Source organism: Sanguibacter sp. TS_SC_8, from assembly GCF_055361235.1.
In genome coordinates, this window is sequence record NZ_CM143955.1 from 2,070,183 (window position 1) to 2,082,381 (window position 12,199).

Annotated in this window: 13 protein-coding genes and 2 pseudogenes; 11 read left to right on the top strand and 4 right to left on the bottom strand. The window is 64.3% G+C overall.

What is annotated here, in order from left to right:
- Window positions 1-28: 28 nt before the first annotated feature.
- The 4 genes from ACWA15_RS09335 (at window position 29) to ACWA15_RS09350 (ending at window position 4,109) form a co-directional block, all read left to right on the top strand.
- Window positions 29-1,191 (top strand): IS3 family transposase gene (locus tag ACWA15_RS09335; protein ID WP_464054785.1). Its coding sequence is split into 2 segments (ribosomal slippage): window positions 29-307 and window positions 310-1,191, totalling 1,161 coding nucleotides; the frame shifts between segments, so codons are not numbered across the junction.
- Between the two features lie 183 nt (window positions 1,192-1,374).
- Window positions 1,375-2,646: an RHS repeat-associated core domain-containing protein gene (locus ACWA15_RS09340; RefSeq protein WP_464054787.1), complete on the top strand. Its 1,272-nt coding sequence runs from the start codon at window positions 1,375-1,377 to the stop codon at window positions 2,644-2,646.
- Entirely contained in the window at window positions 2,639-3,493 is an 855-nt protein-coding gene (locus ACWA15_RS09345) for a hypothetical protein (protein WP_464054788.1), read from the top strand. Before ACWA15_RS09340 ends, ACWA15_RS09345 begins: the two co-directional genes overlap by 8 nt.
- Window positions 3,494-3,497: 4 nt before the next feature.
- Entirely contained in the window at window positions 3,498-4,109 is a 612-nt protein-coding gene (locus tag ACWA15_RS09350; protein ID WP_464054789.1) for a hypothetical protein, read from the top strand.
- Here the strand turns inward: ACWA15_RS09350 and ACWA15_RS09355 are convergent.
- Complete coding sequence (locus ACWA15_RS09355; protein ID WP_464054790.1) at window positions 4,093-4,344, bottom strand: hypothetical protein; 252 nt, start codon at window positions 4,342-4,344, stop codon at window positions 4,093-4,095. The two genes, ACWA15_RS09350 and ACWA15_RS09355, sit on opposite strands and share 17 nt — an antisense overlap.
- 127 nt (window positions 4,345-4,471) lie before the next feature.
- On the opposite strand from ACWA15_RS09355, the pseudogene ACWA15_RS09360 reads away from it, so the two are divergent.
- Both ACWA15_RS09360 and ACWA15_RS09365 read left to right on the top strand, forming a co-directional pair.
- Window positions 4,472-5,314: pseudogene (locus ACWA15_RS09360) on the top strand (IS3 family transposase); the annotation flags it as partial.
- 279 nt (window positions 5,315-5,593) lie between these two features.
- Window positions 5,594-5,854 carry a hypothetical protein gene (locus tag ACWA15_RS09365; RefSeq protein WP_464054792.1) on the top strand — a complete coding sequence of 87 codons (261 nt, stop codon included), beginning with the start codon at window positions 5,594-5,596 and terminating at the stop codon, window positions 5,852-5,854.
- Between the two features lie 199 nt (window positions 5,855-6,053).
- Here the strand turns inward: ACWA15_RS09365 and ACWA15_RS09370 are convergent.
- Window positions 6,054-6,281: pseudogene (locus tag ACWA15_RS09370) on the bottom strand (transposase); the annotation flags it as partial.
- Between the two features lie 20 nt (window positions 6,282-6,301).
- Window positions 6,302-6,964 (bottom strand): transposase, encoded by a 663-nt coding sequence (locus tag ACWA15_RS09375; RefSeq protein WP_464054793.1) that lies wholly within the window; start codon window positions 6,962-6,964, stop codon window positions 6,302-6,304.
- Between ACWA15_RS09375 and sqr the strand changes: the two genes are divergently transcribed.
- Genes sqr through ACWA15_RS09390 form a run of 3 tightly spaced genes read left to right on the top strand, consistent with a single transcriptional unit; the run spans window position 6,873 to window position 9,033 of the window.
- A complete protein-coding gene (gene sqr / locus ACWA15_RS09380; RefSeq protein ID WP_464054794.1) occupies window positions 6,873-8,120 on the top strand; it encodes a type III sulfide quinone reductase, selenoprotein subtype in 1,248 nt (415 codons plus the stop codon). The two genes, ACWA15_RS09375 and sqr, sit on opposite strands and share 92 nt — an antisense overlap.
- A 5-nt stretch (window positions 8,121-8,125) precedes the next feature.
- Entirely contained in the window at window positions 8,126-8,440 is a 315-nt protein-coding gene (locus ACWA15_RS09385; RefSeq protein ID WP_464059471.1) for a TusE/DsrC/DsvC family sulfur relay protein, read from the top strand.
- Window positions 8,441-8,451: 11 nt separating this feature from the next.
- Window positions 8,452-9,033, top strand: coding sequence for a DsrE/DsrF/DrsH-like family protein (locus ACWA15_RS09390; RefSeq protein WP_464054795.1), 582 nt, complete (start codon window positions 8,452-8,454; stop codon window positions 9,031-9,033).
- Window positions 9,034-9,364: 331 nt separating this feature from the next.
- Here ACWA15_RS09390 and ACWA15_RS09395 read toward each other — a convergent pair whose 3' ends face one another.
- On the bottom strand, window positions 9,365-9,901 hold the full coding sequence (locus ACWA15_RS09395; RefSeq protein ID WP_464054797.1) for a hypothetical protein: 537 nt from the start codon (window positions 9,899-9,901) through the stop codon (window positions 9,365-9,367).
- 569 nt (window positions 9,902-10,470) lie between these two features.
- On the opposite strand from ACWA15_RS09395, the gene ACWA15_RS09400 reads away from it, so the two are divergent.
- Both ACWA15_RS09400 and ACWA15_RS09405 read left to right on the top strand, forming a co-directional pair.
- Entirely contained in the window at window positions 10,471-10,842 is a 372-nt protein-coding gene (locus ACWA15_RS09400) for a hypothetical protein (protein ID WP_464054798.1), read from the top strand.
- Window positions 10,843-11,202: 360 nt separating this feature from the next.
- The gene (locus ACWA15_RS09405) at window positions 11,203-11,586 is read left to right on the top strand and encodes a hypothetical protein (protein ID WP_464054800.1); all 384 of its coding nucleotides are present in this window, start codon (window positions 11,203-11,205) and stop codon (window positions 11,584-11,586) included.
- Window positions 11,587-12,199 lie beyond the last annotated feature (613 nt).

Genomic DNA, 12,199 nt, shown 5'->3' on the forward strand with positions numbered 1-12,199 from the left:
TGTGGGCACTGCTGGGAGGATGTTGACCATGCCTAAAGCTCACCCCAAGGAGTTCCGCGACGACGTCGTGGCGATCGCCCGGCGCGGCGAGGCTCCGATTGCCCAGATCGCCAAGGACTTCGGGATCTCCGACTCGTGCCTGCGCAACTGGCTCCAAGCCGCGGATGTCGAGGACGGCAAACGTCCCGGCGTGACGGCGTCGGAGTCGGCCGAGCTGCGTGAAGCCAAGAAGCGCGTTCGGCTGCTCGAGCAGGAGAACGAGGTACTGCGCCGTGCAGCGGCGTACTTCGCCCAGGCGCACCTGCCGGGAAAATGAGCTACCCGCTGGTCCGTGACCTTGCCGCTGACGGGATCCCCGTCACGGTGACTTGCCGGGTTCTCAAGCTCTCCAGAGCGCCCTACTACCGCTGGCTCGCTGACCCGGTGACCACCCTGGAACTGCGTCAAGCGCACCTGGCGAACGCCCTCTTCGACGCCCACCGCGACGACCCGGAGTTCGGGCACCGCCTCCTGGCCGACGAAGCAGGCGCCGTGGGCCACAGGGCCTGCGACCGGACGGTGTGGGCGATCTGCTCAGCCAACGGCTGGTGGAGCGCGTTCGGGAAGAAGCGCGGAAAGAACGGCAAGAAGCCGGGCCCACCAGCCCACGACGACCTCGTCGAGCGCAAGTTCACCGCCAACGCCCCGAACGAGCTGTGGCTGACTGATATCACCGAGCACGCCACCGGTGAGGGCAAGGTCTACCTCTGCGCGATCAAGGACGTCTACTCGAACCGGATCGTGGGTTACTCCATCAGCGACCGCATGGAAGCCTCTCTCGCGGTCAATGCCCTGCGCTCCGCGGTCCAGCGTCGGGGCGGTGACGTGGCCGGCTGCGTGGTCCACAGCGACCGCGGTAGCCAGTTCCGATCCCGGAAGTTCCTGCGCGAACTCACCCGCCACCACCTCATCGGATCCATGGGTCAGGTTGCCTCAGCCGGTGACAACGCAGCCATGGAATCCTTCTTCGCCTTGCTGCAGAAGAACGTCCTGGACCGGCACCGCTGGACCACCCGGACCGAGCTGCGACTGGCGATCATCACCTGGATCGAACGCACCTACCACCGCCGCCGCAGGCAAGCCCGTCTCGGCCGGTTGACCCCCATCGAATACGAAGCCATCATGACCACTCAGGTCGCACTCGCCGCCTGAGACGAACTGTCCCCTATTCGTGCAGCAGTCCCCACCTACTCCCGAGACGCCCTGGGACGCCAGGTCAGCGAACACCTCGTCACGGCCCTATCCGACAGGGAGATCACCCAGACCTGGGACGGGCTGACCCTGTCCGGGCGTACCGACCCTGACCACGGCTCCACCGCCTACACCTACGACCCGATGGGCACCATCACTACCCAGACCGGCACCGCCACCACCGGTGGCGGGACCTGGCTGCTGGGCGACGCCCTCGGCTCCACCCTCGCCCAGGTCAGCGCGGGCGGGGCGATCACCGAGACGACCAGCTGGGACCCGTGGGGTCAGCAGGCCTTCCACACCACCGGGTGGGACACTCGGGTCGGATACACCGGCGAACAGACCGACCCCGGCCTGGGCCTGGTCAACTTCTACGCCCGTAGCTACGACCCCACCACCGCCACCTTCACCACCCCCGACGCCTGGGGCGGACTGCTGCGCGAACCCCAGACCCTGCACCGCTACGCCTACGTCCTGGGCGACCCCCTCACCACCACCGACGTCCTGGGCTACTGGCCAGACTGGGCCGAGAAAGCCGGCAGCTGGGTCAAAGACACCGCTTCCACTGTCGGCAAGCACGTCAAGGACAACTGGCGGACCTACGCCGGCGTCACCGCCGCGATCGTGGTCGGGATCGGGGTAACCGCGTGCATCGTGGCAACCGCCGGAATCTGCGCCGGCGTCCTCGTCAGCGTGGGAGCGGCCACCGCCGCCGGCGGAATCGCGGCATCCGCGACCACCTTCGCCATCGCCGGAGCCGCGAGCGCAGTGGCAGGCTACGCCTTCACCGGCGATGACGGCCAAGGCTCCTACAGTCTGAAGGGCTTTGCAACAAGCCTCGCCTTCGGAACCGTCGTCGGGGGATTGACCGGAGGTGTCGGCGCAGGAATCACCAGAGGCGTGACGAACCTCGCCAACAAGATCACCGCCGCACACAAGGCAGCCAACGCCGCCAAAGCAGCAGTCAAAGCGGAAGCGGCGGCGGCGAAAACTGCTACGGCCAAAGCGGCCGCAGCGAAAGCAGCTTCTACGGCGAAAACGGCGGCCGCGAAAGCTGCGGCAGCCAACTCGGCACGAACCGGACCGAATGGCATATTGCGCTCAGCGGACGGTAGATTTGCCGCAAATCCCAACACTGTGCGGGCCCCCGCCTCCCCTTCTCTTCACGGCAATTCGCTCTCAAGTATGCGATCGGCTACCTTGTATCGACTCGAAACCGACAGTGGAAATTTGCTTAAATGGGGCATCTCTCAGAATCCAGCTACACGCTATCCTTCTACACAGATGGCGGGCCGTAGACTTGTCGAAATGACGACTGGGCGCAGATCCGAGATGCTGGGACTTGAAAGATGGATCGTAGAACGCGACCCAGGACCCTTAAATCTGGAACCTTGGGCAGGGAGATGGGGTGGCTGACGAGATGGTGACAAACGATGAAATGTACGCTCTGTCTATTGGGTCTGTGATCGATTCGGACCGGGCGAGTCGGGATATCGCCGACGTCATCGGCCGCATGAGTCGTCAATTAAATTCTGTCCAACATGGATTGAATGCGATAAGTCCGATTCAAGTGACTGTAGTGTTCCATGTCGAAAGTGTCTATCGACCAGTGGGATTTCAAGGTATCCGCATCGGGTTGTATCGTAAGAAGGATGCGCGACTGGCCATGCAGGTCGCCGTCCCTCTCGTATCTGTGGAGGAGGCTCCTGAAACGATGATTGCACTTCTTAGGGGGGCAGTGGAGGAGGCGGAAGTCTGGACGAAGCGTAAAGGTCTTTCTGACAGTCTTCCAGTGATCCGTGAGTCATTGCGACAGTTTGTGTCCGTGTGGCGCGCCGACTATGGCGAGGGTGTGTCGATCACTGTGCCGCGACAGGAACATATTCATAGGCGACGCACGGTGCCAGTCGTTGTTGCCACCTCCGCCGCGCCGGCCTTGCGTGTCACGATTGAGAGCGGCGAGACTTGGGACGACCCGTCGGAGGACCTGCTGTTCATGCTGCTTGACGATATTGAGGCAGGAGAAGGGACCTTCCTGATCCTCGAGAGGATGGCGGACTCTGGCGGGGACACCTATATTCAGGCGCAGAAGCAGGTTGGTGGTCACTATCTCGTCGAGCGTAGGGAGGGGGCGCCCGAGGAGCACTGGGCCACCGAGGTCGCCGACATGCGTGCGACTCATCGACTGATCACTGGTTGGGCCTTTGGACTCGATGGCTGGAGTGCTCATGTCAACTGGGCGAGGGTCGTATTTGACAATTGAGCGCATGCTGTCGCAGGAATTCTCAGCACCGTTGCGGGAGCTGGGCTTCCAGAAGCGCGCGGGCACGATCTTCACCCGAGAGGTCGCGGAGGATGTGCTCGGCTGGCTCGGTCTCAACAGGGCCAGCCAGCACAGGCCGGCGGGCGAGTTCGAGGTGAACCCGGTGGTCGGGATTCGGCACCAGGGCGTCGAACGCGTGGTTGCCGAACTGCGGAACGAGAAGTCCCACGGCTATCTGCCGCCGACGGTGAGTTGCCCGCTGGGCTATCTGATGCCCGAGTCACGATATCGGGCCTGGATCGTGAGTGTGGATGACCCGGGCGCAAGCGTGGAGGACCTCGTCGCGGCGGTCAGGGAGTTTGCCCTGCCGTTCATGGATTCGGGCTCTACCCTGACGGGGTTGTGCGAGCTGATGAGCGAGGGCCTGGGGTTCGAGCACCAGCTGGTCTACCGGCTGCCCGTGGCCTGGATGCTTGCTGGTGACCTCGATCGTGCTGCCGGGTTGGTCGACGCTGCCGAGGCCGAACTCGGCCATCGGGACGATCCGGCCGCGGTCGAGTTGCGTTCCTTCGTCGCCGCGTTCAGCACCCGCTTCCCGGTCAGCTCCTCGGATTAACATGGAAGTCGATGGCGTGCGCCGCGAGCTGGCTCGTGGCATGGGCGGTGATGTGCGCGAAGTGGCCGGTGGGTATCTCGGTGCAGTCGAGTCGGATTCGGACCGGCGCGCCAGCGGTCTCGGGATAGTCCCGGGTCATGCTCCCGTCGAGCACATATGCGGCGTAGACGTTGACCTTATCCAGCAGTTGTGCGGCCTGGCCAGAGTGGGATCCCCACGGACGTTCTTCGACCATGACAAGCAGGAAGCTGCGGTCAGCCTCCTGGGCGAAGATCGATTGTGTTGGTGTCGGCGATTCCGGACATCTGGGTCCTCATATGGGGAGAGGGGACTGCTGCGCGAATAGGTGACAGGTCGCCCCGAGCACGTACTACGCGGCCAGGTCGCGCCCGCCGTCGGCGCGTTCGGCCTCAGACATGTCTACGACCGTGGTCATCGAGGGCCTCCACGCGGCCAACTACGGTGTCTACGGGGTCCGCAAAGTCCACGCCGAACTCCATCGGCAAGGACATGCGGTGGCGCGCTGCACGGTGGGCCGGCTCATGAAGGCAGCGGGGTTGCGCGGGATCAGCCGCGCGAAAGGGCCACGCACGACCGTCCCTGGCCGCGGCCCTGACTACCGCCCTGACCTGGTCAAGCGAGCGTTCACCGCGACCGCACCCGACCAGTTGTGGGTCGCGGACATCACCTACTGCCGAACCTTCGCCGGGTGGGTCTACGCCGCGTTCGTCACCGACGTGTTCTCCCGCAGGGTGGTCGGCTGGCAGCTGTCGACGTCGCTGCGCACCGACCTCGCCCTGGACGCCCTCGAGATGGGGATCTGGACCCGCAAACGCGAAGGCCGCGACCTGTCGGGCCTGACACATCACAGCGATCGAGGCGTTCAATATGTCGCGGTTCGCTACACCCAGCGCCTCGCCGAAACAGGCGCCGTCGCATCGGTCGGCACGACCGGCGACTCCTACGACAACGCCCTCGCCGAGGCCTTCAACTCCCTGTTCAAAGTCGAGCTCGTCCGCAACAAAGGCCCGTGGAAAGGCATCGACGACCTCGAGATCGCCACAGCCGAATACATCGACTGGTTCAACCACCGACGCCTACACGGGGAGATCGGCCTGATCCCACCCGCCGAGCACGAGACCAACCACTACCGTCACAACCCCGCCTCGACTACCGTCGAAGCGTCAGTTCTGAGCCTCCACTAAACCCGGTACGAGACAGACGTAAGGGATTTCCGATCGAGATCCAGCCCGGTGCAAGTGTTCCTGGTAACGTTGGAGGGCGGCCGTACTCAGGTCACGCATTTGATCGGATGCAAGGAAGAGGTATTCCGCCAAGTGCTGTCGACGATGCCATCGCAAATGGGCTCCAGGCGTCAGGGCGAGGGGGACTACGATCTACTACGCTCCGTATAACAATATCAGTGTTGTGACTGGGGCCGGCGGCCGAGTCGCAACTGTCTCCTATGGAAACCTGAGGCCAAAATGAGTATCGAGCTGGACGTGCGCTCCACTGTCGAGCGATTTAGAGAAGGTCGTGGTGCGTATCCACGTTTCGTTCTAGAGTTGGAGCGTTCGGTCGATGCTGCTGAAGCGGCCGATGACCCACGTGCGCAGCATTTTCGCAGTCAGTGGGGTGAGCTAGAAATCATCAACGCCCTATCCGAAGGAGGTTCGTTGTCCGCAGGGGACGTTGCTGATGTGAATCGGATCATCAACGGTATCGAAGCCACTTTTAGCGCCTAATTTGGTGCATCGGAGTTGCGCCGGGTGTCGCAAGGGGTCGGCTACGAAGAGTAGATGGTGGTTCATTGCAATTCAGAGTGTAGGAGCAGTCAGAACTTGCCGGTCTCGAGCAGTGGTCTGGCGACGTAGTGCCGCGTGGCTGAAGGTCTTTGAGGTTTGACTTTCGCCTGGACCAATCGGGGATAGCCAATCCTTGGTGTCAAGGCGTGGAGACAACACTGTCGTTGAGAAGCTTGTCGAACATCTCTCGTGGGGTGTAGAAGCCGAGGGCGGCTCGGAGCCGGTCGTTGAGCGCGTTGGCTATGGCGCCCGAGTAGGGCTGGTGGCTGGTGATGACGGTGCCCTTGGGCAGGTACTCCCGGATGAGCCCGATCGTGTTTTCGTTCGTGCCGCGCTCCCAGGTTGACCTGGGGTGGGCGAAGTAGACGGGCATGGTCGTGGCCAGCGTCAACGCCGCGTGCTGGGCCGGCCCGCGATCTGACGCGGGGCCCGCGACCGGCTCAGGTCCGCCAGGACCCGGGCCTTGAGGACCTTGTCGCCGGCGATCTTCCCCGCCTGGGGGCGGCTGCGGCTCCGCTCGGCCCGGCAGGCCGCCGCAACCAACCGGTACCCCACAGTCTTTGTGGAGTTACGCCGAATCTCCCGACTGACCACCGAGGGTGCCCGGTCGATATGACCTGCGATCCTGCGCACCGACCACCCCGCCTTCAGGCCCGTGGAGATCTCCACCCGATCCGCCACCGTCATCATCCTGCGTCCCACACCCGTACCCCTCGCTAACCAGCACTGTTGCCACGAGGCTATGACACCAAGTCTTCGCGTCTGGGAGCCACCCACACCCGCGACGCCGGGTACCGGCCAGAACGCGCCGACCGCGCAGGCGTCAACGGCTCCACGAGCAACGCAACTCGCACCGTCCGGGTCCGAAGATACCGCTCGCGGCAGGACGTATGGCCCGGTCATCCGCGGCCCGTCCGGGAGGACGCTTGAGAGGTACTGCGACGGAGCGGAGACTGCGATGAAGCATCTGGTGATCCTGGGGGCCGGCACGGCCGGGACCATGGTGGCGAACAAGCTGCGCCGGAAGCTGCGGCGGGACGACTGGCGCATCACCGTCGTCGATCGCGACGACGTCCACCTCTACCAGCCGGGGCTGTTGCTGCTGCCCTTCGGTGTCTACGCGCCCAAGGACCTCATCAAGCCCCGGGATAGGTACCTGCCCTCCGGTGTCGACCTGGTCCTCGGTGAGATCGACCGCGTTGAGCCGGAGCTCAGCCGTGTGCTCCTGGCGGACGGTCGGACGCTGGGCTACGACCAGCTGGTCATCGCCACCGGTACCTCCCCACGCCCGGAGGAGACGCCGGGCATGGCGGAGAGCGAGTGGCGGCGCAGCATCTTCGACTTCTTCACGCTCGACGGCGCCGTCGCCCTGCGCGACAAGCTCTCGTCGTGGGAGGGCGGGCGCCTCGCCGTCCACATCACCGAGATGCCCATCAAGTGTCCCGTCGCACCGCTGGAGTTCGCGTTCCTCGCCGACGCGTTCTTCGAGGAGAAGGGGATGCGGGACAAGGTCGAGATCGTCTACGTCACCCCGCTCGAGGGGCCGTTCACCAAGCCCGTCGCCTCCGCGCACCTGGGGTCGATGTTCGAGGAGCGGAACATCCTCCTCGAGCCGGACTTCGCCGTCGAGCACATCGACCCGGACACCAAGATGCTCGTCTCGATGGACGAGCGCGAAGTGCCCTTCGACCTGCTTGTGACCATCCCGCTGAACATGGGCGCGGACTATCTGGCCCGCTCCGGCCTGGGCGACGAGCTCAACTACGTCCCCGTCGACAGGGGCACCCTGCTCTCGCGGGCATACGAGAACATCTTCGCCATCGGCGACGCCAACGACATCCCCGCCTCCAAGGCAGGCTCGGTCGCGCACTTCGAGGCCGACGGCCTCGTGGACAACTTCCTCAACCACATTCACGGCCGCCCGATGACCAACCTGTTCGACGGGCACGCGAACTGCTTCATCGAGTCCGGGCACGGCAAGGGCCTGCTCATCGACTTCAACTACGACACCGAGCCGCTGCCCGGGGTCTACCCCTACGCGAGGTTCGGCCCGCTGAGCCTGCTCAAGGAGACCCGCGCCAACCACTGGGGGAAGCTTGCCTTCCGCCACGTGTATTGGAACGTGCTCCTGCGCGGCCTGCCTATGCCCGTCTCATCCCACATGTCCATGGCCGGCAAGGAGACCGCCGGCGCGAGCGGAAAGTGACCACCATGCCCGTCATCGAGATCAACGCCACGCCGGTCCACGTTAACGACGAGGGCTTCCTCACCGAGTACGACGAGTGGGACGAGGACATCGCCCGCGTGCTCGCCCAGCAGATCGGCATCGAGATGACCGACGCCCACTGGAAGGTCATCCGCTTCCTGCGGGAGGACTACAAGGTGCAGGGCGTGACGGCCACCACCCGGCGGGTCAACACCGTCGGTGGCATCCCTGTCAAGGAGCAGTTCGCGCTGTTCCCCAAGAAGCCGGGCCGGAAGATGTCCTACATCGCCGGCCTCCCCAAGCCGCACGGCTGCGTCTGAGAGGCACCGACATGACCACCGACACGAGCCCCGCACCGGTCCCCGTCCCCAACTTCGACGACGAGGAGACCGACCGCAAGCTCGCCATCATCTGCTCCAAGGGCACCCTCGACATGGCGTACCCGGGGCTCATCCTCGCCAACGCCGCCCTGGGTGAGGGGGTGGAGACGCACATGTTCTTCACCTTCTGGGGCTTCGACATGATCATGAAGTCCCGCATGAACGACCTGGCGTTCTCGCCGGTCGCCAACACCGCCATGCACCTGCCTCTCAAAGACCTCCCGCGGCCCGGCGTGCTCGGCAGGGTCCGCCTGCCCGAGGAGGTCCGCATGCCGCAGGCACTGGCGCCCATGCCCGGCGTCTCGTCCATGACGACGAAGATGATGAAGAAGCAGATGGCCGCGATGGACGTCCCCGAGGTACCGGAGTTCCTCGACCAGATCGTGGCGGCCGGCGGGCACCTGTGGGCGTGTCGGCTCTCAGCGGACATGTACGACCTGGATGAGTCTGACTTCCGGGACGACATCGAGGGCGTCATCTCCGCCGCCGACTTCATCGAGAAGACCGCCGGCGCCCAGCTCCTGTTCATCTAGGGCCGCGCCACGGCCAAGGTCTTCAGGTGCGCTCGGGCATGTCGAACAGGGCGCAGAAACTCGTGGTCGACAATCCCGCTTCGGTGCGGATCACCTCGAAGTCCTTGAAGGGCCCGGGCGGCCCTCAACGCACTTCTTCCACACCCGGATCTCCACCGCAGCCTCCCCGAGGGCGGTGGCCAGCTCGGCGACCTCGTCCTGAAGCTGACGTTCACGGCTGGACGGCTTGGACGAACCTGCCTCGATGCGCGAAGGTGGTCGGGTCGTCATGAGCGCTGGGCGCCAGGTCCCGTGCCGCGCCAGGTCCCGTGCCGGGTCTGGGGGCGCCCGCTCAGCGGCCCTTGAGCTTGCCGGCCAGCGGGCGCTGCTGCTCGCCCTGCTGGGCGCCAAGGACGACGAGAAGGCCCGTCAGCCCTGGGATCACCCACTGCAGCACCTTCTGCTGTTGCTGCGCGCTCGCCAGCTCGTCCGACGCGGACACAGAGGGCTCGGTGGCGCCTTGAGCGCCCTCGTTCGCGTGCTTGGCGATCTTGGCACCAAGGATTCCCGAGTAGAGCGAGACCCCAGCGGCCGCGACCGTCAGTACGGTCTTCACCGTCGTGTTCGAGCGCGCCTCGTCCTGGTCGGCGAGCCGCTTGGAGTTGCCCACGATCAGTCCCAGGCCCCCGATCGCGTGAGCGCCGACGGCGGCGATCGTCACCGGCGTCCAGCGCGCCCACCCGACCGACGACAGTCGCAGTCGCTCTCTCGGGTCTTTCGCCTCCGCGGCCGCTCCGTTGAGCCCGACGGCTCCCATGAGTGAACCGCCGAACCATGCGGCGAGACCGAGATCGTGCATGCTTCGGACGAACGTGTTGCGAGAGGACATTGCAATCTCCTGGTCTGCTGGGCGTCTCGGATGAGGTGATCTATCTACTCTGTGAGTGGTTACCTCACCCGGCAACTCGGGACGGCCGGGGCCCAGCTCTGCGCACCTGGCGTGCCGCGCCCACGGCTACGAATCCGCCGGGTACGCCTCCGCGAAGGCCGAGTGGGACGCGATGGTCGCTGTCGGCAACGCCTGCCACGGTGACCTCTGCCCGCCGCTGGGATCGTTTGGGAGGTGAACTGGCCATGGCTCCGGGGACTGGCGCGAGACGGGACGGGTCTTCTGCTGAGGACATCCTCACGACACCGCATGCCCGGCTCATTGAGAGAGACATCGCCATCCTCGCCCTGTGCACCTACGGGCCACGCACGTGGGAGCCAAGTTCGGCATCAAGGACAGCGCAACCGAGAACACGCTCGCCTACTCGACCCGCAACCCCCGAAGTGCGATACTTCGATGTCGTCGGACCTAGCGGACATCCTCGTGACGTGCGTCAAAGCCCCGATGACAGGCATCGGAGCGAGCGGCAGCGGAAAGACGTCCGAATTCTTCGACGGAGGCGAGTGGAGATGGTTCGACCCGAGCTGAAGCTGATCGGCTACTGGCGCGGCCCAGATTCCGCCGCCGTGTGGCCCGATCCGTCGCATCTTGTCGACCCCGCCTGGGAAGAGTTCGAGCGTGACAGCGTCGCTGACTACTTGGGGCGCGGCTTCGTCGTCCGTGCCTATATGGGCTACTCGCCATGCCGGCTTTGTGGCAAGGACAACGGCTGCCTTGAGTTGAGCGATGGTATCTACGTGTGGCCTGAAGGACTGGCGCACTATCTGACTGATCACGGTGTCCGGCCGCCGGAGCCCTTTCTTTCGCACGTCCTCTCGACGATTGATCAGTTTGAGACCGCTGGCCGCGATGAGTCGTGGTGGCGCAGCATCCTCTCTTGACCCAGGTCTCGGTGTCTTGGAGCGCCATGGCTGTCAGCACTCGCATTAGGTGGCCCACGATCTTGGGGATCCGCGTCGCGAAAGGAAGTGAGTCTCAGCTCTGCAGGCAGGTCAGCGGCGGAGAATGTGGCCGAGATCTAGCAACGGCTGAAGCTGGGTCTGCCACGGGAGGACGTGCACTGCGAGACTTACTGTTGTTGATACTCGCTGGCTGGTCACGGAGGGTTAGGTCAAAATGCAACAAGTGGCGAATAGAATGAATGTGCTTGATTTTCGTGGTGTCACAAGAGGCGCAATCGACAACCTTGAGATTGTGGCGAACTGGTGAAGGTCATTTGTTCCAGCAATGACCCAGGGGCGATGGCGGATCAGCAGCGTAGTCGTGCCGCAGCCTTTGAGAGCGCCTATCCGTTGACGGTTGGTAGGGGCTATTCAGTGGTTGGGATGGGTATCGCCGAGAACGTTTTTGACTTCTTGGTTCAGGATGACTGGGGCGGCCCTTGCTTCGCGCCGGCGGGGATGTTCGAGCTGGTCTCCGCTCCGATCCCACCTGGCTGGCACTTCGCACTTCGGTCAGGTGTACGAGCGTCAGGACGCGATCTCTGGGGAGACCCGATCGTGGCCCTGTGGGGCTATCGCGAACTGGTTGAACGAGGTGAACACCTGACTGCGTTGCTGGAGCACGAACAGTCCGCCCTTGCTGTCTTTAAGTCCTACGTCATGTCGACGACCACTGGCACATAGGCCTTGCGGTTTGAGAGGTGCGAAGCGGTGTGGGTTGAAGGGCCACCGTGCCTGCTCGGAACTCCTCGAGGTCGGGTGTCTTCGTATGTCGCTTGCTCGCGCGGGGTCCGGGTCCACCTGTGCCTCCAGGTGTGAGGCACCGGTTCGCTGTTGCGGTTCGGGTAGGTGATGGCGAGCTTGTCGGAGCGGGTTGCCGAGCACTCGCATGCGGGCGTTACGGTCGACGAGCCAGCGGCAACGCGGAGACAAGCGCGTCCAGCACCTGAACGTCATATCGATGGTCAAGGCTCGGGGCTGGGGGGAGTACCCCGGTGCCAGCGAGTGGGAGCTCCCAGACGACGGTACCTGGGCGTAGGTGTGCGACTGCCTGATACCACTCCTCGAGGGATTCTCGGAGCTGAACGTGGAGTTCGAAGGCCCGGCGTGATCGAGTCGAATCGGAAGCCTTTCGTTGCCGTAGGACCGACTCAGAGGGAATGGACAAGAGAACAGAGTCTACAAAGCCGATCCGCCGCCGACTCATCGCCTCCCGCACGGAAGCCAGCTCGTGGAAGAAGCGCGAAACGGGAGCCGCCCCGACGCGTGCCAAGCACCACGAGTAGTGCAGCTTGAG